Source organism: Streptomyces sp. NPDC085927, from assembly GCF_044540975.1.
GTDB classification, from domain to species: domain Bacteria; phylum Actinomycetota; class Actinomycetes; order Streptomycetales; family Streptomycetaceae; genus Streptomyces; species Streptomyces hirsutus.
Map to the genome: position 1 here is coordinate 40,061 of NZ_JBITSN010000014.1, position 25,228 is coordinate 65,288.

Below are 25,228 nucleotides of genomic sequence, written 5' to 3' on the forward strand. Positions count from 1 at the left end.
CAGAAGGGGGCCCGGTGGCCGCTCAGGCTCAGCAGGAAACCGCGGTTGATCCGGTTCACGATTCCGTTCGCGACCGGGAGATCAGTGGCGAACAGGAACACCTCGACCGGGTGTACCGACGGCTCGAGGAAAAAATCCACGAGGCCGAGTTCCTCATGCACGACGCCGCCCGGCGCGGCCAGGTCGGCACGCCCGGCGCGCTCGCCGAACGGGACGCCCAGGTCTTCCGGGCCGGCGTCCACCTCAACCGGCTGAACAACGAGTTCGAGGACTTCCTCTTCGGCCGGATCGATCTGCTCCTCGGCAAGGACGGCAAGAAGGGACCCGACGGCGCCTACACCGCCGTCGAGCCCGCCGAGGGCGCCGTCCGCCCCGACCACACCGCCGACATCGCCGAGACGCTGCACATCGGCCGCATCGGTGTCCTCGACGAGGACTACACCCCGCTGGTCATCGACTGGCGGGCGCCCGCCGCCGCCCCGTTCTACCGGTCCACCCCGGTCGACCCGGGCCGGGTGGTGCGCCGCCGGGTCATCCGCTCCAAGGGCCGCAGGGTCCTCGGCGTCGAGGACGACCTGATGCGCCCCGAGCTGACGGCCTCCCTGGACGGCCGCGAGCTGCCCGTCATCGGCGACGGCGCGCTGATGGCCGCGCTCGGCCAGGCCCGGACGCACAGCATGCGGGACATCGTCGCCTCCATCCAGGCCGAGCAGGACCTGGTGATCCGCGCCCCCGCCGCCTCCGTGACCTACGTCGAGGGCGGCCCCGGCACCGGCAAGACCGCCGTCGCCCTGCACCGCGCGGCCTACCTGCTCTACCAGGACCGGCGCCGCTACGCGGGCGGCATCCTGATCGTCTCGCCCACCCCGCTCCTGGTCGCCTACACCGAGGGTGTCCTGCCCTCCCTCGGCGAGGAGGGCCAGGTCGCCATCCGCGCCATCGGCTCCCTGGTCGACGGCGCCGAGGCCACCCTGTACGACAGCCCGGCGGTGGCCCGCGCCAAGGGCTCGTCCCGCATGCTCAGGGTGATCCGGAAGGCCGCGCGCGGCGCCCTGGAGAGCGCCGGAACGCCGACCCGGCTGCACGTCGTCGCCTTCGGCCGGCGGCTCGAACTGGACGCCGACGAGCTGTCGGCCGTCCGCCACGCCGCCCTCGGCGGCACCGCCCCGGTGAACCTGCTGCGCCCCCGCGCCCGCAAACTGCTCCTGGACGCCCTGTGGGAGCGCTCCGGCGCGGGTGGCCGGCACACCGACCCGGAGCTGGCCGCCGAACTGCGCTCCTCCTTCGACGACGACATCACCACCGAGGACGACTTCCTCGCCTTCTTCGACGCCTGGTGGCCCGAGCTGACCCCGGCCGCGGTGCTGGACGCCATGGCCGACGAGCGGCGCCTCGGCCGCTGGGCCCGGCGCGTCCTCAATCCGGGCGAGGTCCGCAAGGTCGCCCGCTCGCTGCGGCGGGACGGCCGGTCGGTGCACGACATCGCGCTGCTCGACGAACTCCAGGCCGTCCTCGGCGCCCCCGCCCGCCCCCGGCGCAGGCGGGAGCTCGACCCGCTGGACCAGCTCACCGGCCTGGAGGAGCTGATGCCGGTGCGCGAGGAGTCGCAGCGCGAGCGGGCCGAACGCCTCGCCCAGGAACGCACCGAGTACGCCCACGTCATCGTCGACGAGGCCCAGGACCTCACCCCCATGCAGTGGCGCATGGTCGGCCGGCGCGGCCGGCACGCCACCTGGACGGTCGTCGGCGACCCCGCCCAGTCGTCCTGGTCCGACCCCGACGAGGCCGCCCAGGCCCGCGACGAGGCCCTCGGCAGCAGGCCCCGCCGCCGTTTCGAGCTCACCGTGAACTACCGCAACCCGGCCGAGATCGCCGACCTCGCCGCCAAGGTGCTCGCGCTGGCCATGCCGGGCTCCGTGGCGCCGAGGGCGGTGCGCTCGACCGGCGTCGAACCGCGCTTCGTGACCACGGGCGGGGGGCAGGGCCAGGTGCCGGTGCGGGGGAACGGCGCCGGTGCGGGCGCGTCGCTCGCCGAGACCGTGCGCACGGAGACGGCCCGGCTGCTGGAGCGGGTGGACGGCACGGTCGGTGTGGTCGTCGCCATGCAGCGCCGCGAGGAGGCGCGGCGCTGGCTGGAGGGGCTCGGCATGGGGGTCCCCCCGGGCGAGCGGAGCCGGGACTGGGGGAGGGCGGTGGCCCTCGGCAGCCTGGAGGCCAAGGGTCTGGAGTACGACGCGACGATCGTGGTCTCCCCGGCCGAGATCGCCGACGAGTCCCCGGCCGGCCTGCGCGTCCTGTACGTCGCCCTGACCCGCGCCACCCAGCAGCTCACCGTCGTCTCCGCCGAACGCGACGAGCCGGACGCGTCCGGCGTCCCGGACCTGCTGCGGGACTGATGAACGCGGCCGGCCGGCGGATCATCGCCACATGACCCGCCCGCGGGAATGGCCCCGGGGCATCCGTTTGTTAGCCTGGCAAGTGACACCGGCCCGATCCAAGCCCCCGGGCCCAACCTTCGTCGCTACGAGCGACCACTTGCCGCGAGGCGAGCATGGCGGGTCGGTGTCACTGAACAACCGAGAGGCCCACGTCACTTCCGGGTGGCGTGGGCCTCTCGCGTTGACTTACGAACGGCCCACGACTTCTCGTATGGTGGAACAGTCTTTCCGGCAGTTTTCGCAGTTACCCGCTTCCGCCGTGACCAAAACGTTCGCAATCGGATGCGGCTACCGCGTACTCGGCGGTAGGTGCGACGATCGGACGGCACAAAGCAGCTACACGGTGAAAGCAGAGGAAGTCGGCCATGGCAACGGCGCCCAGCGTCTCCTACTCGATGACCATCCGGCTGGAGGTGCCGGCGAGCGGAGCCTCCGTCTCTCAGCTCACCACCGCCGTGGAGTCCTCCGGCGGCACGGTCACCGGCCTCGACGTCACCGCGTCCGGCCACGAGAAGCTCCGTATCGACGTCACCATCGCGGCCACCTCCACCGGACACGCCGAAGAGATCGTGGAGAAGCTCCGCGGGGTCGAGGGCGTCAGCCTGGGCAAGGTCTCGGACCGTACGTTCCTGATGCACCTCGGCGGCAAGATCGAGATGGCGTCCAAGCACCCCATCCGCAACCGTGACGACCTCTCCATGATCTACACGCCGGGCGTGGCCCGCGTCTGCATGGCCATCGCCGAGAACCCCGAGGACGCCCGCCGCCTCACCATCAAGCGCAACTCCGTTGCGGTCGTGACGGACGGCTCCGCCGTGCTGGGCCTGGGGAACATCGGCCCGAAGGCGGCCCTGCCCGTGATGGAGGGCAAAGCGGCCCTGTTCAAGCGGTTCGCCGGAATCGACGCCTGGCCGCTCTGCCTCGACACGCAGGACACCGACGCGATCGTCGAGGTCGTCAAGGCGATCGCCCCGGGCTTCGCCGGTATCAACCTGGAGGACATCTCCGCCCCGCGCTGCTTCGAGATCGAGGCCCGGCTGCGCGAGGCCCTCGACATCCCCGTCTTCCACGACGACCAGCACGGCACCGCGATCGTCGTCCTCGCGGCCCTGACCAACGCGCTGCGGGTCACCGGCAAGACGATCGAGAACATCCGGGTCGTCATGTCCGGCGCCGGCGCGGCCGGCACGGCCATCCTCAAGCTGCTCATCGCGGCCGGGGTGAAGAACGCCGTCGTGGCCGACATCCACGGAGTGGTGCACGCGGGCCGCGAGGACCTGGTGGCCACCCCCTCCGACTCCCCGCTGTCCTGGATCGCCGCCAACACCAACCCGGAGAACCTGACCGGCACGCTGAAGGAGGCCGTGCGCGGCGCGGACGTCTTCATCGGCGTCTCCGCCCCGAACGTCCTCGACGGCGACGACATCGCCGCGATGGCCGACGACGCGATCGTCTTCGCGCTCGCGAACCCCGACCCCGAGGTGGACCCGGGCGTCGCCCGCCAGACCGCGGCCGTGGTGGCCACCGGCCGCTCCGACTTCCCGAACCAGATCAACAACGTGCTGGTGTTCCCGGGCGTGTTCCGCGGCCTGCTGGACGCCCAGTCCCGTGCCGTCGACACCGGGATGATGCTCGCCGCCGCGCAGGCCCTGGCCGACGTGGTCACCGAGGACGAGCTGAACCCGAACTACATCATCCCGAGCGTGTTCAACGACAAGGTCGCGGGCGCGGTCGCCGGTGCCGTGCGGGAAGCCGCGAAGAGCACGGAGACCCCGGCCGCGGCCGTCTAGCGGGAAATTCCGGGGGCGTCGCGGCTGTGACCATCACCACGGTAGGTGTGCGGTCGGCGCGTCGTGGAACCCGTGACATACGGCCGCCCTTTAGGGTGGCGGCCGTGACTCGGACCTCCGGTGTCCGCGGTCCGCTGCCGGCAGCGGACGCAGCGTCACCGTCGGTCGGGCCGTGGGAGCCCCCCGGGTGACTCCCACGGGTGACTCCAGGGGTGGTATCGCGGCTTCTGCGGGTGCCGGATTGGCTTTACCGCCGCAGGTAGAGGCAGGATGCTCCACCGGGACCACGTTCAGGGAGCAGCACCTCCAGGGGTGTACGGGCCCGAATAAGTACCCGGGTCCGGGGGACTCACCGAGGACCCTGGCAGCATCGGCTTGGTCGTGCCCCAAGTGCGGCCCCGCCGCGTGGCACGCCTCAACGGCAAGAAGAACACGGGAGTAACAACATGAACCGCAGTGAGCTGGTGGCCGCGCTGGCCGACCGCGCCGAGGTGACCCGCAAGGACGCCGACGCCGTGCTGGCCGCGTTCGCCGACATCGTCGGCGACATCGTCTCCAAGGGGGACGAGAAGGTCACCATCCCCGGTTTCCTGACCTTCGAGCGCACGCACCGTGCAGCTCGCACCGCGCGCAACCCGCAGACCGGTGAGCCGATCCAGATCCCGGCCGGCTACAGCGTGAAGGTCTCCGCGGGCTCGAAGCTCAAGGAAGCCGCCAAGGGCAAGTAATCCTGCTGTTCGTACGTCCCGGGACGGCGTACGACGCATAGTGACGCCAAAGGGGCGGCCACCGATCGGGTGGCCGCCCCTTTGGCGAGGCTTTTTTCGGTCAGCCGAGCGCCTTGCCGGGAAGCCCGGTCTTCGCCCCCGGCTCCACCAGCTTGTCCATGCCGTGTCCGCCCGGGGGACGGCCCCCGGACCCCCGGCCGGGGGCGGGGGCCGCCGGTGTCGCGGTCGTCAGGTCCCGTCCGTCAGCCCAGCGCCTTGCCGGGAAGCTCGACCTTCGCCCCCAGCTCCACCAGCTTGTCCATGAAGTTCTCGTAGCCGCGGTTGATCAGGCCGATGCCGTGGACGCGGGACGTGCCCTGGGCCGCGAGGGCGGCGATCAGGTAGGAGAAGCCGCCGCGCAGGTCGGGGATGACCAGGTCGGCGCCCTGGAGCCGGGTCGGGCCCGAGACGACGGCCGAATGGAGGAAATTGCGCTGGCCGAAACGGCAGTGGGAGCCGCCCAGGCACTCGCGGTAGAGCTGGATGTGCGCACCCATCTGGTTGAGCGCCGAGGTGAAGCCGAGCCGGGACTCGTAGACCGTCTCGTGGACGATCGACAGCCCCGTCGCCTGGGTCAGGGCGACCACCAGCGGCTGCTGCCAGTCGGTCTGGAAGCCCGGGTGGACGTCCGTCTCCAGGGCGATCGACTTGAGCTGGCCGCCCGGGTGCCAGAACCGGATGCCCTCGTCGTCGATCTCGAAGGCGCCGCCCACCTTCCGGTAGGTGTTCAGGAACGTCATCATCGAGCGCTGCTGGGCGCCGCGGACGTAGATGTTGCCCTCGGTGGCCAGCGCCGCGGACGCCCAGGAGGCCGCCTCCAGGCGGTCGGGGAGGGCGCGGTGGTTGTAGCCGCCGAGCTTGTCCACACCGGTGATGCGGATGGTCCGGTCGGTGTCCATCGCGATGATCGCGCCCATTTTCTGCAGGACGCAGATCAGGTCCTCGATCTCCGGCTCCACCGCCGCGTTGGACAGCTCGGTGACGCCCTCCGCGAGGACCGCCGTCAGCAGCACCTGCTCCGTCGTGCCGACGGACGGGTACGGCAGCTCGATCTTCGTGCCGCGCAGCCGCTGCGGGGCCTCCAGGTACTGGCCGTCCGCCCGCTTCTCGATCGTCGCGCCGAACTGGCGCAGCACGTCGAAGTGGAAGTCGATCGGCCGGCCGCCGATGTCGCAGCCGCCCAGACCCGGGATGAAGGCGTGCCCGAGCCGATGCAGCAGCGGGCCGCAGAACAGGATCGGGATGCGGGACGAACCCGCGTGGGCATCGATGTCGGCGACGTTGGCGCTCTCCACCCGCGTGGGGTCGAGCACCAGTTCACCGGGCTCGTCGCCGGGACGGACCGTCACCCCGTGCAGCTGGAGCAGTCCTCGTACGACCCGCACGTCACGGATGTCCGGAACGTTGCCCAGCCGGCTCGGCTCGCTGCCCAGCAGGGCGGCGACCATGGCCTTCGGTACGAGGTTCTTCGCACCGCGGACACGGATCTCGCCCTCCAGCGGGGTTCCGCCGTGGACAAGCAGGACGTCTTCAGCGCCGTTGACGGTCATGGATCTCGCGTTCCGTGGAGGGGGGCAGGGGCCAGAAGGGCAAGGGTAGTCGCCCCCCACACCGGTTCCACCAGCCCGTGCACGGCCGGTCCCGTCCTCATGTCCACCACGACACGAGCAGTTTCCCTCCGGCCACTTTGGGTCACCGCCGTCACCGTGTGCCGGAGGTGCTTCCGTACGCCCGCAGGGCGCCCGAGGCCCGCTCCGGCCCGCCGTGACCGGCGCCTCACCAGGCCGCTCGCGGGCCGGCCGGCCATGTTCACCCCCGTACCCCAATTGCCTCCCACGGAAAGGGAAGATGCGGGATCATGTCTGGCATGACCGAGGTGTCCTCGCTCACAGGGCGGCTGCTCGTGGCCACGCCCGCCCTGGCGGACCCGAACTTCGACCGTGCGGTCGTCCTCCTCCTCGACCACGACGAGGAGGGTTCCCTCGGTGTCGTGCTCAACCGCCCGACCCCGGTGGACGTGGGGGACATCCTGGAGGGCTGGGCCGACCTGGCCGGCGAACCCGGGGTCGTCTTCCAGGGCGGCCCGGTGTCGCTGGACTCGGCCCTCGGCGTCGCCGTCGTCCCCGGCGGGACGGGTGGCGGGGCCGCCCCGCTGGGCTGGCGCCGCGTCTACGGGGCGATCGGACTGGTCGACCTGGAGGCGCCGCCGGAGCTGCTCGCGGCCGCTCTCGGCTCGCTGCGCATCTTCGCCGGATACGCGGGCTGGGGCCCCGGCCAGCTGGAGGACGAGCTGCTGGAAGGCGCCTGGTACGTCGTGGAGTCGGAGCCCGGCGACATCTCGTACCCGGTGCCGGAGCGGCTCTGGCGCGAGGTGCTGCGCCGCCAGCGCGGCGAGCTGGCGATGGTGGCGACCTATCCGGACGACCCTTCGCTCAACTGATGCGTGTGAGCTTCAGTACCCTTTGTTTCATGAGCACTCTTGAGCCCGAGCGCGGGACTGGTACGGGGACCCTCGTAGAGCCGACGCCGCAGACCTCCCACGGCGACGGCGACCACGAGCGCTACGCCCACTACGTCCAGAAGGACAAGATCATGGCGAGCGCTCTCGACGGCACGCCCGTCGTGGCGCTGTGCGGCAAGGTGTGGGTGCCGGGCCGGGACCCGAAGAAGTACCCCGTCTGCCCCATGTGCAAGGAGATCTACGAGTCCATGAGCGGCGGCGACGACGACAAGGGCAAGGGCGGCAAGGGCGACAAGTAGTCGCGCCCGCCCCGCCCTCGGGCCCCCGGGCGTGTTTTGCGCGCCCTGGGGGCCTTTGTGATGCCCGCGCGTCGCGCGGAACGCGTCAGCCGGTCACAGAGTGGTGGAGACCTCTTGTGGGCTCGTCGGCCTAGTCCCTAGCCTCCGGTGTTGTTGTGCACAGCGAAACCAGCGTTGCGCATGTTGCAACGCTTCACCGGAGGAAGCAGTCCATGAAGCTGTCCGTCCGTCTGGTCGCCCTCGCGGCCGTCATCGCCACCGCCGCCTGCGCGCCCCAGACCTCCGGGGACTCCTCCTCCGGCAAGGACGAGAAGACCGGAACCTTACGCGTCTGGCTCTTCCGGGAGGTGAACAACGCACCCAAGGAAAAGGTCGTCGAGTCCGTCGTCGCCGGATTCGAGAAGGCGCACGCCGGCACCGAGGTCACCGTCGAGTACATCCCGGTCGAGACCCGCGCCGAGCGCATCAAGGCCGCCTTCAACGACCCGAAGTCCGCGCCCGACCTCGTCGAGTACGGCAACACGGACACCGCCGGCTACGTGAAGGACGGCGGACTCGCCGACGTCACCGAGGAGTTCGGCGACTGGGACGAGGCCAAGGACACCGACCCGACCGCCCGGCAGTCGGTCACCGTCGACGGCAAGGTCTACGGGACGCCGTACTTCGTGGGCGTCCGCGCCCTCTACTACCGCACGGACGTCTTCGACGAACTCGGGCTCGAACCCCCCACCTCGCAGGCCGGACTGATCTCCACCGCGCGGGAGATCCGCGCCGCGAAGCCGGACCTGTACGGCATCGCCGTCGGCGGCGCCTACACCTACGGCGCGATGCCGTTCCTCTGGGCCCACGGCGGTGAACTCGCCACCGGAAAGGGCGGCTCGTACGCCTCCGCGATCGACACCCCCGCCGCCCGCAAGGGCATCGAGGCGTACACCTCCCTCTTCGGCGACGACAACTGCCCGGCCGCCAAGTGCGCCGGCATGGGCGGCAACGACACGGTGACCGCCTTCGCCTCGGGCAAGGCCGCCATGGCGATCGGCGGCGACTTCAGCCACGCGGCGATCGAGGCCGGGACGGTGAAGGGCAAATACGCCGTCGTGCCGCTGCCGGGCGTGAAGTCCGGGTCCATCGCTCCCGCCTTCGCGGGCGGGAACAACCTCGGTGTCCTGAAGTCGACCTCGCACCGCACCCTCGCCGTCGACCTGATGCAGCGGCTCGCCTCGAAGAAGGCGCAGGGCGAGCTGTTCGACGCGATGGGCTTCCTGCCGACCTTCTCGGACGTGCGGCAGCAGGTGGCCGCCAAGGAACCGTTCCTGAAGCCGTTCGTCGAGACCCTCGCCGCCGACACCAAGTTCGTGCCGGCCTCGCCCGCCTGGGCGCAGATCGACGCCTCACTGGTGCTGCCGACCATGTTCCAGGAGGTCGTCAGCGGCAAGAAGGACGTGGGCGCTGCCGCCAGGGACGCCGAGAAGAAGATGAACGAGGCGTTCGGCTCGGTGGGCTGACCCCGTGGCCGCACAGGACACGGTGGCCGTGCGGAAGCGCCCCGCGCCCCGCACGGCCACCCCGCCCCGCACGCCACGGGGCCCACGGGGCCGGTCCCGCAGGGCCGGCCTCACCCCCTGGCTGTATCTGGCCCCCGCCCTCGTAGTCCTCGGCGGACTGCTCGCCTACCCCGTCCACCAGCTCGGCCTGATCTCGCTCTTCCACTACACCCAGGCACAGGTCAGCGGCGGCGAACCGACCACCTTCCGGGGCCTGGGCAACTACACCGAACTCTTCGCCGACGAGCAGTTCTGGCAGGTGCTGCTCACCACCGTCCTGTTCGCGGCGGCCTGCGTGGTCTCCACCCTGGCCGTGGGCTGCGCGCTCGCCGTGCTGCTCACCCGGGTGCGTGCCGTGCCCCGGCTCGCGCTGATGCTGGCCGCGCTCGGCGCCTGGGCGACCCCGGCCGTCACCGGCTCCACGGTGTGGCTGCTCCTCTTCAACGCCGACTTCGGCCCGGTGAACCGGGTCCTGGGCCTCGGCGACCACTCATGGACGTACGGGAGGTACAGCGCCTTCCTCCTCGTCCTGCTCGAAGTCGTCTGGTGCTCCTTCCCGTTCGTGATGGTCACCGTCTACGCCGGCATCCGGGCCGTGCCCACCGAGGTGCTGGAGGCCGCCGCCCTGGACGGCGCCTCGCAGTGGCGCGTCTGGCGCTCCGTGCTCGCCCCGATGCTCCGGCCGATCCTGGTCGTCGTCACCATCCAGTCGGTGATCTGGGACTTCAAGGTCTTCACCCAGATCTACGTCATGACGGGCGGGGGCGGCATCGCCGGCCAGAACCTGGTCCTCAACGTCTACGCGTACCAGAAGGCGTTCGCGTCCTCGCAGTACGGCCTCGGCGCCGCGATCGGCGTGGTGATGCTGCTGATCCTGCTCGCCGTCACGCTGGTGTACCTGCGGCTGCTGCGCCGCCAAGGGGAGGAACTGTGACTCTCGTGAGCCGGGACGGGGTGCGCCGGGTGAATCCTGTGCGCAGGTTCGTACGGCGTCCGTGGCGGCTCGCCGCCGAGGCGACCGCGCTGGCGGTCGCGGCGGTGGTGGCCTTCCCGCTGTACTGGATGGTGCTGAGCGCCTTCAAACCGGCCGGCGAGATCGAGTCGGACCGGCCCCGGCCGTGGACCCTGGCCCCCACCCTGGATTCCTTCCGACGGGTGTTCGGACAAGGGGAATTCGGCCGGTACTTCCTCAACAGCGTGGTCGTCGCGGTCGCCGTGGTGCTCGCCTCCGCGCTGATCGCCTTTCTCGCGGCCACCGCCGTGACGCGATTCCGGTTCCGCATGCGGACCACCCTGCTGATCATGTTTCTGGTGGCCCAGATGGTGCCCGTGGAGGCGCTGACGATCCCACTGTTCTTCCTCATGCGGGACGCGGGCCGGCTGAACACGCTGTGGTCGCTGATCCTGCCGCACATCGCGTTCTCGCTGCCGTTCGCGATCTGGATGCTGCGGGGGTTCGTGAAAGCCGTTCCCGAGGCGCTGGAGGAGGCCGCCTACATCGACGGCGCGAGCCGCGCGCGGTTCCTGTGGCAGATCCTTTTTCCGCTCGTTCTGCCGGGGCTGGTGGCCACCAGCGTATTTTCCTTCATCTCCACCTGGAACGACTTCCTGTTCGCCAAGTCCTTCATCATCAGCGACATCTCGCAGTCGACGCTGCCGATGGCCCTGCTGGTCTTCTACAAGCCGGACGATCCCGACTGGGGCGGCGTGATGGCGGCCTCCACGGTGATGACGATTCCGGTGCTGGTCTTCTTCGTACTCGTACAGCGGCGCCTGGTCTCCGGACTGGGCGGCGCGGTAAAGGATTGAGGACTGACGTGACATCACCGACGGAACTGATTCCCGCACCCCGCAATGTCGTCGCCGGTTCCGGCGAGATGCGGCTGACGGCACACTCCCGGCTCTGCGCCGGCCCCGCGACGGAGGGCGTCGGTCACTGGCTGCGCACCGTGCTCCGGCAGGCCACCGGCCTGCCGCTGCGCGAGGGACGGGAGCCCGCCGACGCCGACGGCGACGGTATCGGGCTCCGGCTCGACCCCGGACTGGGCCCCGAGGAGTACCGCCTCGTCAGCGACCGGAACGGCGTCCTGATCGAGGGGGGCAGCGCGGCCGGTGTCCTTTGGGGTGCCCAGACACTGCGGCAGCTCCTCGGCCCCGACGCGTACCGCAGGGCTCCGCTCGGCCGCGACCGGACCTGGACCGTGCCGCACGTCACGATCGAGGACGCCCCCCGCTTCCGCTGGCGCGGCCTCATGCTCGACGTCGCCCGGCACTTCCTGCCCAAGGAAGGCGTGCTGCGCTATCTCGATCTGATGGCCGCGCACAAACTCAATGTCCTGCACTTCCACCTGACGGACGACCAGGGCTGGCGCATCGAGATCGAGCGGTACCCGCGGCTGACGGAGGTCGGCTCCTGGCGCGCCCGGACGAAACTCGGCCACCGCGCCTCGCCCCTGTGGAACGACACACCGCACGGCGGCCACTACACCCAGGACGACATCCGGGAGATCGTCGCCTACGCGGCCGAACGGCATATCTCCGTCGTCCCCGAAATCGACGTGCCCGGCCACTCGCAGGCCGCCATCGCCGCGTATCCGGAACTCGGCAACACCGATGTCGTCGACACCTCCTCGCTGACCGTCTGGGACACCTGGGGGATCAATCCGAACGTACTCGCCCCCACCGACACCACCCTGCGCTTCTACGAAGGAGTGCTCGAGGAAGTCCTGGAACTTTTTCCCGCCGACGCCACGGGCGCCCCGGCATATTCGTCGTTCGTCCACATCGGCGGCGACGAATGCCCGAAGGACCAGTGGCGCGCGTCGGACGTCGCGCAGAAACGGATCGCCGATCTCGGACTGGCCGACGAGGACGCCCTCCAGTCCTGGTTCATCGGGCACTTCGCCGGCTGGCTCGCCGAGCGGGGCCGCCGGCTGATCGGCTGGGACGAGATCCTCCAGGGCGGCCTGGCCCCGGGCGCCGCCGTGTCCTCCTGGCGCGGCTACGCCGGCGGGGTCGCCGCCGCCCGCGCGGGGCACGACGTGGTCATGTGCCCCGAACAGCACGTGTACCTGGACCACCGTCAGGACGCGGGCCCCGAGGAGCCGGTGCCGATCGGGTACGTGCGCACCCTGGAGGACGTCTACCGGTTCGAGCCCGTGCCGGCGGAGCTGACGCCCGAGGAGGCCGGGCGGGTGCTCGGCACCCAGGCCAACGCCTGGTCCGAGGTGACGGAGAACCAGGCGAGGGTGGACTACCAGGTCTTTCCCCGGCTCGCCGCCCTCGCCGAGGTCGCCTGGAGCACGCTGCCCGCCCCCGCGGAACGGGACTTCACGGGCTTCGAGCGCCGGATGGCCGCCCACTACCGGCGGCTCGACGCCCTCGGCGTCGCCTACCGCCCGCCCACCGGACCTCTGCCCTGGCAGCGGCGCCCCGGTGTGCTGGGCCGCCCCATCGACGGCACACCCCCGAGCCGGTAGATGCCCGCGCCCATGGCGCCTCCTCCAGGCCGGTAACCCCTCCGCGCCGGTGGCACCCCCGAACCGGTGGCGCGTGCCGGGCCGGTGGCGGGTGCCGCCTCCGGAACCGGTCACGCGCGGAAGTCCGCCCCGTCCCGGACAGGTCACGCGAAAAATTCGCAGGAATCACCGAACCGTGCCAATTCGATCACACGGGCGATGAGGTGCGAAAACGGGTCAAGTGGTCTGTGAGGTGGGTGAACGCCTCCTAGCGGACCCCTGTCTTCGGTGCTCGCGAAGATGTGCCAGAGTTGCCACGTCCGCCCTGTCAGGTCGTACCGTACGGCTGCAACAGGTGGGACCAGGTGGGGCCGCGGGAAGGGGCAGCCGGTTTTGAGCACGCACGCACCGCAGGCGGCGCAGGCCGTGACGCTGCCCACGACGCTGGACGAGGCGGTGGCGGCGCTGACCGCCATGCCCGCCGCCGTGCCCGTCGCGGGCGGCACCGATCTGATGGCCGCCGTCAACTCCGGGCAGCTCAGGCCGACGGCGCTGGTCGGCCTCGGCAGGATCAGCGAGATCCGCGGCTGGCAGTACCAGGACGGCCACGCGCTGCTCGGCGCCGGTCTCACCCACGCGCGCATGGGCCGCCCCGACTTCGCCGCCCTCATTCCGGCGCTCGCCGCCTCCGCGCGTGCCGCCGGACCGCCGCACATCCGCAACGCGGGCACCCTGGGCGGCAACATCGCCTCCGCAGCCCCGACCGGCGACTCGCTGCCCGTGCTGGCCGCGCTCGAGGCGACGCTGATCATCGCGGGCCAGGGCGGGACCCGCCGGGAGATCCCGGTGTCGCACCTGCTGGCCGGGATGGACATGCTGCGGGCCGGTGAACTCATCGGCTACGTGCGCGTGCCGCTGCTGCACGCCCCGCAGGTCTTCCTGAAGGCCACCGGCCGCACCGGCCCCGGCCGCGCGGTCGCCTCCGTCGCCCTGGTGCTCGACCCCGGCCGGCGCGGTGTCCGCTGCGCGGTGGGAGCCATAGCACCGATGGCGCTGCGGCCCCTGGAGGCCGAGCAGTGGGTCGCCCAGCTCATCGACTGGGACAACAACCGCGCGCTCGTGCCGGAGGCGCTGAACGCGTTCGGGGAGTACGTCGCCGCGGCCTGCATCCCCGATCCGGTCCCCGACGAGGACGGCTCCGTCCCGTCGCTGCCGCCCGCGGTACTGCACCTGCGGCGCACCGTCGCCGCACTGGCCCGACGAGCACTGGGGAGGGCGCTGTCGTGACCGACGACCAGCACGGAGAGGGCACGTCCCGGCACGGCGGCAGCCGCTGGGACCCGCTGCCCCAGGGGGACTACGACGACGGCGCCACGGCCTTCGTGAAGCTCCCCGAGGGGGGCATCGACGCCCTGCTGGACTCGATGGAGAGCCCGCTGGCCGCGCCCGGCCACGGCTATGTGCCGCCGCCCATCACGGTCACCCCCGCCACCACGGCGGGCACCGACCCCGCGGCCACCGGCAGCTGGGCGGTGCCGGGCACCGGAGCGCCGGGCGCCCCCGTCGACGGCGTCCAGTGGCACGACCCGCAGGCGGGCCGCCCCGGGGAGGACCCCGGGGCGCACGCGGCGCAGCAGCACGGCGGCCAGGACCGGTTCACGTACGACCCCGGGGCCTCCGGGCAGTGGCACTTCGAGGACACACCCGGCGCAGGCGACCCGGCACCGGGTTCCGACGTGACCGGCCAGTGGTCGATCCCCGTCGCGGACGGCGACCTCCCGGACGAGTCCGGCGAGTTCACCACCTCCGCGCTGGCCGAGCAGTGGGGAGCCACCCCGCCGGTCACCCCGCCCCCCACCCTCCCGGGCGGCGCCTCCGCGCCCTGGGCCACGCAGGCCATCGGGCAGCCGTGGGGACCGGGCGTGCCGGGCGTGGACCCGGGTCACCCCGACACCGCTCCCGGCCGGGAGCAGGGCGGTCCGGAACCCGACTGGCGCGCGGACCACGGCCGGGCGGGCACCGCCGAACCCGTCCGGGAGCGGCCCGACGCACGGCCCGCCCCCGGCCACGACTCACCGCCCCTGTCGAGCGGAGTGCCGCAGCCGGCCCTCGTCGAGCCCCACTGGCGGTCCGGCACCGAGGCCCGCCCGGAGGCGGCCGGCGGCCCGTCCGCCCCGGAGCTCCGCGAGCACCCGCAGCCGGGCCCGGAGGGCGCCGCGGGACCCGTCGGCGGGCCCGGGGAGGCTCCGGGGGCCGCCGAGGCCGCCAGGGGCTCCCAGAGGCCCCAGGGACCGCACGGCGCCCAGGAGGGCCCGGCGGCACCGGAAGACATAGCGGCCCCGGAGGGCGCGAGGGACCACGCCGGGACGTCCCCGGCCGGGGACGCGGGACCGGACCCCGCAGGCACCGGCCCCGCATCCGCCGCCGGCCCTGAAACCGGCACCGAGGTCGGCACCGGTCCGGACGCACCCGACGGCACGTCACCCGGGCACGCCCCGCTGTCCGGTGCCGCGCACGAGGACCACCCCCTCGCCTCCTACGTGCTGCGCGTCAACGGCACCGACCGGCCCGTCACCGACGCCTGGATCGGCGAGTCGCTGCTCTACGTGCTGCGCGAGCGCCTCGGCCTCGCCGGCGCCAAGGACGGCTGCTCACAGGGCGAGTGCGGGGCCTGCAACGTGCAGGTCGACGGCCGGCTCGTCGCGTCCTGCCTGGTCCCGGCCGTCACCGCGGCCGGCAGCGAGGTCCGCACCGTCGAGGGCCTCGCCAAGGACGGCCGGCCGTCGGACGTGCAGCGCGCGCTCGCCCGGTGCGGCGCGGTGCAGTGCGGCTTCTGCGTACCGGGCATGGCGATGACCGTGCACGACCTGCTGGAGGGCAACCCGGCGCCCACCCGGCTGGAGACCCGTCAGGCCCTGTGCGGCAACCTGTGCCGCTGCTCCGGCTACCGGGGCGTGGTGGAGGCCGTCCAGGAGGTCGTCGCCGAACGCGAGACCCTCGCCGAGGCCGGCCAGGCCGACCAGGACGAGAACCGGGGCACGGGCCGTGGCTCCGGCGGCGAGACGGGCGAGTTCCGCATCCCGCACCAGGCGGGACCGGGCGCCGGCGGCGTCGGCCACGCCGCCTTCCCGGACCCCGGACCGCATGACCGGCCCTACGGCCGGGACGGAGGCCAGGCATGAGCAACGAGGCCACCACCGTGCAGACCGCACAGGCCACGGAGGACACCACCGGAACGGAGCCGCCCCCGCGCGGACTCGGTGTCTCCCTGCCGGCCGCCGACACCCGCGCCAAGACCGAGGGCACCTTCCCGTACGCCGCCGACCTGTGGGCCGAGGGCCTGCTGTGGGCGGCCGTGCTGCGCTCCCCGCACCCGCACGCGCGGATCGCGTCCATCGACACCACCCACGCGCGCGAGATGCCCGGCGTGCACGCCGTCGTCACCCACGAGGACGTCCCCGGCACCCCGGTGTACGAGCGCGGCCGGTCCGACCGGCCGGTCTTCGCCTCCGACGTCGTACGCCACCACGGCGAGGCCATCGCGGCCGTCGCCGCCGACCACCCGGACACCGCGCGGATGGCCGCCGCCGCCGTCATCGTCGAGTACGAGGTGCTCGACCCGGTGATCGACCCCGAGCAGGCCTTCGAGGCCGAGCCGCTGCACCCCGACGGCAACCTGATCCGGCACATCCCGCTGCGGCACGGCGACCCGGACGCGGCCGGTGACCTCGTCGTCGACGGCCTGTACCGCATCGGCCGCCAGGACCCCGCCCCCATCGGCGCCGAGGCCGGACTCGCCGTTCCCCGTCCGGACGGCGGGGTCGAGCTGTACCTGGCCTCCACCGACCCGCACGGCGACCGGGACGCGGCCGCCGCCGCGTTCGGCCTGGATCCCGACCGGGTGAAGATCGTCGTCACCGGGGTGCCCGGCGCGACCGCCGACCGCGAGGACCAGAGCTTCCAGCTGCCGCTCGGCCTGCTGGCGCTGAAGACCGGCTGCCCGGTCAAACTCACCGCCACGCGCGAGGAGTCCTTCCTCGGCCACGCCCACCGGCACCCCACCCTGCTGCGCTACCGCCACCACGCCGACGCCGAGGGCAGGCTGGTGAAGGTCGAGGCGCAGATCCTGCTCGACGCGGGCGCCTACGCCGACACGTCGTCGGACGCGCTGGCCGCCGCCGTCGCCTTCGCCTGCGGCCCCTACGTCGTCCCGAACGCCTTCATCGAGGGCTGGGCGGTCCGCACCAACAACCCGCCCTCCGGCCATGTGCGCGGCGAGGGCGCCCTGCAGGTGTGCGCCGCCTACGAGGCGCAGATGGACAAGCTCGCCAAGAAGCTCGGCCTCGACCCGGCCGAACTGCGCATGCGCAACGTCATGGCGACCGGCGACGTCCTGCCCACCGGCCAGACCGTGACCTGCCCGGCCCCGGTCGCCGAACTCCTGGAGGCGGTGCGGGACCACCCGCTGCCGCCGCTGCCCAAGGACACCCCCGAGGACGAGTGGCTGCTGCCCGGCGGCCCCGAGGGCGCGGGCGAACCGGGCGCGGTCCGCCGCGGGGTGGGCTACGGCCTCGGCATGGTGCACATGCTCGGCGGCGAGGGCGCGGACGAGGTGTCCACGGCCACCGTGAAGGTCCAGGACGGGGTGGCGACGGTGCTGTGCGCGGCCGTCGAGACCGGCCAGGGCTTCACCACGCTGGCCCGGCAGATCGTCCAGGAGATCCTCGGCGTCGACGAGGTGCGCGTGGCCCCCGTGGACACCGACCAGCCCGCCGCGGGCGCGGGCAGCCGTGGCCGGCACACCTGGGTGTCGGGCGGCGCGGTGGAACGCGCGGCGAAGATGGTCCGCACCCAGCTCCTCCAGCCCCTGGCCCACAAGTTCGGCATGTCCGCCGAACTGCTCCAGATCACCGACGGCCGGATCACCTCGTACGACGGCGTGCTGTCGACCCCCGTGGCCGAGGCCCTGGAGGGCAAGGAGCTGTGGGCCACCGCCCAGTGCCGGCCGCATCCCACGGAGCCCCTGGACGCGTCGGGCCAGGGCGACGCCTACGTCGGAATGTCCTTCTGCGCGATCCGCGCGGTGGTCGACGTCGACATCGAGATCGGCTCCGTACGGGTCGTGGAACTGGCCGTCGCCCAGGACGTGGGGCGGGTGCTGAACCCGGCCCAGCTGGCCGCCCGGATCGAGGCGGGCGTGACCCAGGGCGTGGGCGCCGCGCTCACCGAGAACCTGCGCACGCCGCGCGGTCTGGTCCGGCACCCCGACCTCACCGGCTACGCCCTGCCGACCGCTCTGGACGCGCCCGACATCGAGATCGTGAAGCTGGTCGAGGAGCGGGACGTGGTCGCGCCGTTCGGCGCGAAGTCGGTCAGCGCGGTGCCGGTGGTGACCTCGCCGGCGGCCATCGCCGCCGCCGTTCGCGCGGCGACCGGCCGTCCGGTCAACCGCCTGCCGATCCGCCCGCAGGCCGCGGTGGTGACCAGCGGCCGCGACCGGCTGGTCAGGTCCACCGACTGACCTCCGCCGACCGGCATCCGCCGACCGGCATCCGCCGACCGGCATGTGTCGGTCGGCGGATGCCGGCCGTCGGGGCCGGGCGGCCGAGAACGTTCATGTTGATTCCCGTGCGAAGGCAACGCACAGGGGGTGTTCGGGCGTCTTGTGGGGTGGGGCGTCCGTATCCGTGTCCCGGCCGGTCGCCCGCCCGTTCCTGATCCGGGGCGTTGTCAGTGGTGGCACGTAGTGTTCCGAGCGGTGGGGACGGCTGCCGGGTTCGGAGGGCCGGGGTCCGTCCTGTCCGGGCGGGGCGACGCGGTCCGGAGCGGCGAAGCACGGGACACGGGACTGAGCACACGTATGCACGGGGGAGCCATGAGCACGACCGACACCGCTGCCACGGATGCCATGAACGCCACGGGTACCGCGGCGGCGATCATCCTGGCGGAGGACGACCTCGATCCGTTCATCACGCACGCGTCCACGCGCCGCTGGCTGACCGGTCCCGGACTGCCCTGCGACAGCGGCCTGTTCAGCTTCGCGCAGCTGCGGGGCGAGGGCCTGCGCACGGTCGCCGGCTCGACCGGTGACCCGGGCGAGGAGCTCTCCGCGGAGCTGCGGGACCAGTTGGTCATCGGCGGACTGCTCGGCCCCGCCGGCCTGGAGACGGAGTCGGTCCTGCTCGACGGCGCCACCGGCGAGGTGTCGACGACGTACTTCTTCCACGACCGGCCCGACCTGATGGACCGTCGCCCGCTCGCCCCGTCGCTGCCGACCCTGGTGCGGTTCGCCGCCGCGACGGACGAACTGGCCGGGCTGCGAGGCCAGTTCGCCGCCTACGCGGGCCGCTGGGGCACGAAGGCGGTGGCGGAGGCCTCCCGGCAGCTGCTCGCGGTGTTCGAGGAGGGGGCGGACGGCGAGCCGGCACCGCTGTGGCGGATGGCCGCGCTGATCCGCCCGCTGGCCCTGGTGGCCGGTCCGGGCACGGCCTCGGGGCTCGCCCTGGACCTCCCGGTCCGCCTGCTCGACCAGGAGTTCGGCCGGCGGGGCGTGGTCCGTTTCGAGGAGCTCGACTTCCCCGCGACGCTGACGCACGAGCCGACCCGCCGCTTCCTGCGCGAGACGGGGCTGCCCGAGGACGGCTTCCTGTTCCAGCTGGACACCGACCTGCCGCTGCGGACCCTCGCCGAGTACCACGACGAGGACCGCGGCGACGACCGCGGCGGCCCCGGCGCGGTCCCGGCCGGCCGCCTCCCCGCCCACGCCGACCGGCTCGTCCGCCTCGGGCATCTGGTCGAGGACAACAGCCTGGTCGTCGACGGCGCCACCGGCGCGGTCCTGAACTGGAGCGAGCCGGAATCCGTCCTGTACCCGCTGAACACGGACATCTCGACCCTCGCCTTCACCCTCTGGCTGCTGCACCGCGAGCACGCCATCGACGAGGAGTCGGGCCATGCGCTGACCAGCGAGACGTACGACCAGCTGGCCATGACGATGATTCAGGTCCTGTCCTCCGTCGACCCGACGGGCGCCACGGCCGACGCCGACTGGCACTACTGGACGGAGCTGTTCCAGGACGAAGCGGGCGGGGTGCTCTGAGAGCACCCCGCCCGCAGGGGAGGCCGTGGCGGGAATCGAACCCGCGTAATTCGCTTTGCAGGCGAATCCCTGAGCCACTCGGGCACACGGCCAGGATCGGGGACGGGGTGTGGTCTTCGCCACCCCGCCGCCGCGAACTCGGTACGCCGACCGTACGGCGGGGCGGGAGCGGCGCTCAAGGTATTCCGGTGCGGTGCAACGGGACTGCCACACGCCGTTCATGAACGCCCGGGGCGGGCGGCCGGGGGAGTACGACCAAGGTCCCGGTGCCGGTCCGACCCCCGACAGGCGTCAAAGCGCCCTGTGACCCTTACTCTGACGCCCATGGCCGCCCCGAACCCGCGCGACACCTCTGTCGTCAAGACCTCCGACGCCCCACCCGGGCCCACCGCCCCGTCAGGGACCACCGCCCCCGGTGGCGAGCGGGACGACGGCGTGCTGAGCGGCCCCTACCGGGCGCTGAGCATCGGCATCGTCTCCGTGGTGCTGCTGATCGCCTTCGAGGCGACGGCGGTGGGCACGGCGATGCCGGTCGCGGCGCGCGAGCTGGACGGGGTGTCGCTGTACGCGTTCGCGTTCTCGGCGTTCTTCACGACCAGCCTGTTCGCGATGGTGCTCTCCGGCCAGTGGTCCGACCGGCGCGGGCCGCTCGCGCCGGTGACCACGGGCATCGCCGCCTTCGCCGCGGGGCTGCTGCTGTCCGGGACGGCGGGCACGATGTGGCTGTTCATCCTGGGCCGGGCCGTGCAGGGCCTCGGCGGCGGGATGGTGATCGTCGCGCTGTACGTCGTCGTCGGCCGGGCCTACCCGGAGCGTCTGCGTCCGGCGATCATGGCCGCGTTCGCGGCGAGCTGGGTGGTGCCGTCGATCGTCGGCCCGCTCGCCTCCGGAGCGGTGACCGAACACATCGGCTGGCGGTGGGTGTTCCTCGGCATCCCGGTCCTCGTCGCGTTCCCCCTCGCCCTCGCCCTCCCGCAGATACGCCGCCGGGCGTCCGGCCCGGCGGGCGAGGCGGACGCACCGGCCCCCTCCGGCGGACGCCGCATCCGCCTCGCCCTCGCGATCTCCTTCGGTGCCGGGCTGCTCCAGTACGCCGCGCAGGACCTGCGCTGGATCTCCCTGCTGCCCGGCGCGGCGGGCCTGGCGCTGCTGGTGCCCGCCGTGCGGGGACTGCTCCCGCGCGGCACCTGGCGGGCGGCGCGCGGCCTGCCCTCGGTGGTGCTGCTGCGCGGCGTCGCCGCCGGGTCCTTCATCGCCGCCGAGTCCTTCGTCCCGCTGATGCTGGTCACCCAGCGCGGCCTCAGCCCGACCCTCGCCGGGTTCTCCCTCGCGGCGGGCGGCGTCACCTGGGCGCTGGGCTCCTGGATCCAGTCGCGGCCCCGCCTGGAACCGCACCGGGAGCGGCTGACGACCCTCGGGATGCTCCTGGTGGCGGGGGCCATCGCGGCGGCCCCGAGCGTGCTGATCGAGGCGGTCCCCGCCTGGGCCCTGGCCGTCGCCTGGGCGTTCGGCTGCCTCGGGATGGGCCTGGTGATCTCCTCCACCAGCGTCCTGCTGCTCCAGCTCTCCGCCCCCGAGGAGGCGGGCACCAACTCCGCCGCCCTCCAGATCTCCGACGGCCTCTCCAACGTCCTCCTGCTGGCCGCCGGCGGAGCGGCCTTCGCGGCCCTCGGCGGCGGCACGGTCGCCCACGGGGCCACGGATGCCACCGGCTCCCACCCGGCCGCCTTCGTCGCCGTGTTCCTGCCGATGGCGGCGGTGGCACTGGCGGGGGTGTGGGTGACGAGGCGGCTGCGGGCGGAATCTCAATGACACCAAGTGGTACCAAGTAGTACCGTCGAAGCATGTCCGGACTGAACGTGCGTTTCACCGAGGAAGAGCTCGATGCCCTGCGTGACCGCGCCGCTGCTGAAGGACGCAGCATGCAGGCCTTCGCGCACGATGCGGTGATCGCGGCCATAAACGAGCATTCACGACTGTTCAACGAGGCTGCCGATCACGTGCTGAAGGCCAGCGCGGAGCTGAACCGGAGGCTCGCTTGACGCACTACCTCACGCTGCCCGAGCTGTTGAACCTCGCGAAGCGGCTCGGTGAGGACGCGGTGCGCGACTACGGTCTGCTGGATTCGGCGCTGGCACGTCCGCAGTCGAGCGTGTTCGGTCAGGACGCCTACCCGGACGTGTGGCAGAAAGCCGCCGCGCTGATGGAATCCCTGGCCCGCAACCACGCACTCGTCGACGGGAACAAGCGCCTCGCCTGGTACGCGACCTGGGTGTTTCTCCATATGAACGGGCACCCGCTCGACGCGGAATTCGATGTGGACGAGGCGGAGAGGTTCGTGCTGGACGTCTGTCAGGGGGAGCTGGATGTCCCCAAGATCGCGTCCCAGTTGCCGCGTTTCGCGCGCTGAATGTGACGTCGGTCCCACCCCCGAGTGCCCCCGCCCGGCCCGGGCGTCGTCCGGGCCGGGGCGCGGATAGGGTGGCCCGGTTGCCGTACGCCGACCGCCGGGTGCGGCCGGCTGCCCCTGCGGCCGGGTTCCCGGCGCGGCCGAGCCGCCCGAACCCGCCCCCGTCCCCACAACGGAGACCGTGACTACCACCGCCGCTTCCGCCTCGCACCACCTGTCCCCGGCCTTTCCCGGCCGTGCCCCCTGGGGCACGGCCGGCAAGCTCCGGGCCTGGCAGCAGGGGGCGATGGAGAGGTATCTCCAGACGCAGCCGCGCGACTTCCTGGCGGTCGCCACCCCCGGCGCCGGCAAGACCACCTTCGCGCTGACGCTGGCCTCCTGGCTGCTGCACCACCACGTCGTGCAGCAGGTGACCGTCGTCGCGCCCACCGAGCATCTGAAGAAGCAGTGGGCCGAGGCCGCCGCCCGGATCGGGATCAAGCTGGACCCCGAGTACAGCGCGGGCCCGGTCGGCAAGGACTACCACGGGGTCGCCGTCACCTACGCCGGTGTCGGCGTGCGCCCCATGCTGCACCGCAACCGGTCCGAGCAGCGCAAGACCCTCGTCATCCTCGACGAGATCCACCACGCCGGTGACAGCAAGTCCTGGGGCGAGGCCTGCCTGGAGGCGTTCGAGCCGGCCACCCGCAGGCTCGCGCTGACCGGTACGCCGTTCCGGTCCGACACCAACCCCATCCCGTTCGTGGCGTACGAGGAGGGCAACGACGGCATCCGCCGGTCGGCCGCCGACTACACCTACGGGTACGGCTCCGCGCTCGCCGACGGCGTCGTCCGTCCCGTCATCTTCCTCTCCTACAGCGGCAACATGCGCTGGCGCACCAAGGCCGGCGACGAGATCGAGGCCCGTCTCGGCGAGCCCATGACCAAGGACGCGGTCAGCCAGGCCTGGCGCACCGCCCTCGACCCGCGCGGCGAGTGGATGCCGTCCGTGCTGCGTGCCGCCGACCAGCGGCTGACCGAGGTCAGGAAGTCCGTCCCGGACGCCGGGGCCCTCGTCATCGCCGCCGACCAGGACTCCGCCCGCGCCTACGCCAAGCTGATCCGCGAGATCACCGGCAGCAAGGCCACCGTCGTCCTGTCCGACGACACCGGCGCCTCGAAACGCATCGACGAGTTCAGCGGCAGCGACGACCGGTGGATGGTCGCCGTCCGCATGGTGTCCGAGGGCGTCGACGTGCCGCGCCTGGCCGTCGGCGTGTACGCGACCACCATCTCCACCCCGCTGTTCTTCGCCCAGGCCGTCGGCCGGTTCGTGCGGTCGAGGCGGCGCGGCGAGACCGCCTCCGTGTTCCTGCCGACCGTGCCCGACCTGCTCACCTTCGCCAACGAGATGGAGCGTGAGCGCGACCACGTCCTCGACAAGCCCAAGAAGGAGGGCGAGGAGGACCCGTACGCCGAGTCCGAGCAGGAGATGGACGAGGCGAACCGGGAGCAGGACGAGGACACCGGCGAGGAGATGCTGCCCTTCGAGGCGCTGGAGTCCGACGCCGTCTTCGACCGGGTCACCTACAACGGCGCCGACTTCGGCATGCAGGCCCACCCCGGCAGCGAGGAGGAGCAGGACTACCTGGGCATCCCGGGGCTCCTCGAACCCGACCAGGTGGAGCTGCTGCTGCAGAAGCGGCAGGCCCGGCAGATCGCGCACAGCCGCAAGAAGCCGGACACCGAGGCAGACCTGCTCGAACTGCCCGCCGAGCGGCGTCCCGTGGTCTCCCACAAGGAGATGATGGAACTGCGCCGGCAGCTCAACAACATGGTCGGCGCCTACGTCCACCAGAGCGGCAAACCGCACGGCGTCATCCACACCGAGCTGCGCCGCGTCTGCGGCGGGCCGCCCGCCGCCGAGGCCACACCGGGGCAGCTGCGCCAGCGGATCGCCAAGGTGCAGGAGTGGGCCACCCGCATGCGGTGAACTTCCTTCACTCTCTGTGCATATCGCGTCAAATGGTGCCACTTCCCGGTCGTCGGTGCCCGGATTCTGGACGGAGCCTTCCGCTGACCGGACCGGCTCGCTACTGTCCCGCTACGCACACGCCCCGTGGCAGCGCCGCCGCGGAGCGCAGCCGTGAAGCGACTGCGCCCGGGACACAGCCGGGCCGCCGGCCGATCGGCGGCCTCTGGAGTGCGTCACCGACGGGACTCGGTGACGCACACGCCGTGAGGGGCCGCCGACCTGACCCCGAAGGAGTGGGCGTCGTGACCGCGGAGACCTCTCAGACGCTCGACCGGGGACTGCGGGTCCTCAAACTGCTGGCCGACACGGACCACGGTCTGACCGTCACCGAGCTTTCCCACAAACTGGGCGTGAACCGGACTGTGGTGTACCGGTTGCTCGCCACCCTGGAACAGCACGCGCTCATACGCCGGGACCTCGGCGGACGGGCCCGGGTCGGCCTCGGGGTGCTGCGGCTGGGCCGCCAGGTGCATCCGCTGGTACGGGAGGCCGCGATGCCGGCCCTGCGGTCGCTGGCGGAGGACATCGGCGCGACCGCGCACCTGACGCTGGTGGACGGGGCCGAAGCGCTGGCCGTCGCCGTGGTGGAACCGTCGTGGACGGACTACCACGTGGCCTACCGGGCCGGGTTCCGGCATCCGCTGGAACGGGGCGCCGCCGGCCGGGCGATCATCGCGGCCCGGCAGCGGCCGCGCGACCCCGGATACACCCTCACCCACGGCGAACTGGAAGCCGGCGCGTGCGGAGCGGCGGCGCCCCTGCTCGGGGTCACCGGCGTCGAGGGCAGCGTCGGCGTGGTGATGCTGGCCGACGTGGTCCCCGAACGGGTCGGCCCCCGCGTCATGGACGCGGCCCGCGAGGTCGCGGAGGCGCTGCGCTGACGGCCGGTGCCGAAGGGGCGGCCGGGTCCCGTCCTCGGGCGGCCGGGGCGGGGCCGGGGCGTCACGT

19 protein-coding genes and 1 tRNA gene are annotated in these 25,228 nt (G+C 72.5%); 18 read left to right on the forward strand and 2 right to left on the reverse strand.

Annotated features, from left to right (window positions below):
* The first annotated feature begins 14 nt into the window (after positions 1 to 14).
* From ACIF80_RS28890 to ACIF80_RS28900, 3 genes are all read left to right on the forward strand, one after another.
* Entirely contained in the window at positions 15 to 2,396 is a 2,382-nt protein-coding gene (locus ACIF80_RS28890; RefSeq protein WP_399810035.1) for a HelD family protein, read from the forward strand.
* Positions 2,397 to 2,803: 407 nt separating this feature from the next.
* Positions 2,804 to 4,228 carry an NAD-dependent malic enzyme gene (locus ACIF80_RS28895; RefSeq protein WP_399810036.1) on the forward strand — a complete coding sequence of 475 codons (1,425 nt, stop codon included), beginning with the start codon at positions 2,804 to 2,806 and terminating at the stop codon, positions 4,226 to 4,228.
* 446 nt (positions 4,229 to 4,674) lie between these two features.
* Complete coding sequence (locus ACIF80_RS28900) at positions 4,675 to 4,956, forward strand: HU family DNA-binding protein (RefSeq protein ID WP_042173245.1); 282 nt, start codon at positions 4,675 to 4,677, stop codon at positions 4,954 to 4,956.
* 242 nt (positions 4,957 to 5,198) lie between these two features.
* On the opposite strand, the gene murA is transcribed toward ACIF80_RS28900, so the two are convergent.
* A complete protein-coding gene (gene murA, locus ACIF80_RS28905; RefSeq protein ID WP_399810037.1) occupies positions 5,199 to 6,545 on the reverse strand; it encodes a UDP-N-acetylglucosamine 1-carboxyvinyltransferase in 1,347 nt (448 codons plus the stop codon).
* Positions 6,546 to 6,862: 317 nt separating this feature from the next.
* Here murA and ACIF80_RS28910 point away from each other — a divergent pair, with 317 nt between their 5' ends.
* From ACIF80_RS28910 to ACIF80_RS28955, 10 genes are all read left to right on the forward strand, one after another.
* The gene (locus ACIF80_RS28910; RefSeq protein WP_399810259.1) at positions 6,863 to 7,435 is read left to right on the forward strand and encodes a YqgE/AlgH family protein; all 573 of its coding nucleotides are present in this window, start codon (positions 6,863 to 6,865) and stop codon (positions 7,433 to 7,435) included.
* 29 nt (positions 7,436 to 7,464) lie between these two features.
* Complete coding sequence (locus tag ACIF80_RS28915) at positions 7,465 to 7,755, forward strand: DUF3039 domain-containing protein (protein ID WP_399810039.1); 291 nt, start codon at positions 7,465 to 7,467, stop codon at positions 7,753 to 7,755.
* 212 nt (positions 7,756 to 7,967) lie between these two features.
* Positions 7,968 to 9,260: an extracellular solute-binding protein gene (locus ACIF80_RS28920; RefSeq protein ID WP_399810041.1), complete on the forward strand. Its 1,293-nt coding sequence runs from the start codon at positions 7,968 to 7,970 to the stop codon at positions 9,258 to 9,260.
* A gap of 4 nt (positions 9,261 to 9,264) precedes the next feature.
* Entirely contained in the window at positions 9,265 to 10,233 is a 969-nt protein-coding gene (locus tag ACIF80_RS28925) for a carbohydrate ABC transporter permease (protein WP_399810043.1), read from the forward strand.
* Between the two features lie 29 nt (positions 10,234 to 10,262).
* Positions 10,263 to 11,108 carry a carbohydrate ABC transporter permease gene (locus tag ACIF80_RS28930; RefSeq protein WP_399810260.1) on the forward strand — a complete coding sequence of 282 codons (846 nt, stop codon included), beginning with the start codon at positions 10,263 to 10,265 and terminating at the stop codon, positions 11,106 to 11,108.
* A gap of 8 nt (positions 11,109 to 11,116) precedes the next feature.
* The gene (locus ACIF80_RS28935; protein WP_399810045.1) at positions 11,117 to 12,778 is read left to right on the forward strand and encodes a beta-N-acetylhexosaminidase; all 1,662 of its coding nucleotides are present in this window, start codon (positions 11,117 to 11,119) and stop codon (positions 12,776 to 12,778) included.
* 372 nt (positions 12,779 to 13,150) lie between these two features.
* A complete protein-coding gene (locus ACIF80_RS28940; protein ID WP_399810047.1) occupies positions 13,151 to 14,044 on the forward strand; it encodes an FAD binding domain-containing protein in 894 nt (297 codons plus the stop codon).
* A complete protein-coding gene (locus ACIF80_RS28945) occupies positions 14,041 to 15,939 on the forward strand; it encodes a 2Fe-2S iron-sulfur cluster-binding protein (RefSeq protein WP_399810049.1) in 1,899 nt (632 codons plus the stop codon). Before ACIF80_RS28940 ends, ACIF80_RS28945 begins: the two co-directional genes overlap by 4 nt.
* Positions 15,936 to 18,278, forward strand: coding sequence for a xanthine dehydrogenase family protein molybdopterin-binding subunit (locus ACIF80_RS28950; RefSeq protein WP_399810051.1), 2,343 nt, complete (start codon positions 15,936 to 15,938; stop codon positions 18,276 to 18,278). The genes ACIF80_RS28945 and ACIF80_RS28950 overlap by 4 nt, the downstream gene beginning before the upstream one ends.
* Positions 18,279 to 18,632: 354 nt before the next feature.
* Positions 18,633 to 19,856 carry an SUKH-4 family immunity protein gene (locus ACIF80_RS28955; RefSeq protein WP_399810053.1) on the forward strand — a complete coding sequence of 408 codons (1,224 nt, stop codon included), beginning with the start codon at positions 18,633 to 18,635 and terminating at the stop codon, positions 19,854 to 19,856.
* Between the two features lie 20 nt (positions 19,857 to 19,876).
* On the opposite strand, the gene ACIF80_RS28960 is transcribed toward ACIF80_RS28955, so the two are convergent.
* A tRNA-Cys gene (locus tag ACIF80_RS28960) sits at positions 19,877 to 19,948 on the reverse strand.
* Between the two features lie 232 nt (positions 19,949 to 20,180).
* On the opposite strand from ACIF80_RS28960, the gene ACIF80_RS28965 reads away from it, so the two are divergent.
* From ACIF80_RS28965 to ACIF80_RS28985, 5 genes are all read left to right on the forward strand, one after another.
* A complete protein-coding gene (locus ACIF80_RS28965; RefSeq protein ID WP_399810054.1) occupies positions 20,181 to 21,668 on the forward strand; it encodes an MFS transporter in 1,488 nt (495 codons plus the stop codon).
* 32 nt (positions 21,669 to 21,700) lie between these two features.
* Positions 21,701 to 21,898 carry a hypothetical protein gene (locus ACIF80_RS28970; RefSeq protein ID WP_055572601.1) on the forward strand — a complete coding sequence of 66 codons (198 nt, stop codon included), beginning with the start codon at positions 21,701 to 21,703 and terminating at the stop codon, positions 21,896 to 21,898.
* Positions 21,895 to 22,266: a type II toxin-antitoxin system death-on-curing family toxin gene (locus ACIF80_RS28975; RefSeq protein ID WP_399810057.1), complete on the forward strand. Its 372-nt coding sequence runs from the start codon at positions 21,895 to 21,897 to the stop codon at positions 22,264 to 22,266. Before ACIF80_RS28970 ends, ACIF80_RS28975 begins: the two co-directional genes overlap by 4 nt.
* Positions 22,267 to 22,447: 181 nt before the next feature.
* Positions 22,448 to 24,238: a DEAD/DEAH box helicase gene (locus ACIF80_RS28980; protein WP_399810059.1), complete on the forward strand. Its 1,791-nt coding sequence runs from the start codon at positions 22,448 to 22,450 to the stop codon at positions 24,236 to 24,238.
* Positions 24,239 to 24,522: 284 nt separating this feature from the next.
* Positions 24,523 to 25,161 carry an IclR family transcriptional regulator gene (locus ACIF80_RS28985; RefSeq protein ID WP_055593937.1) on the forward strand — a complete coding sequence of 213 codons (639 nt, stop codon included), beginning with the start codon at positions 24,523 to 24,525 and terminating at the stop codon, positions 25,159 to 25,161.
* Positions 25,162 to 25,228: the final 67 nt, after the last annotated feature.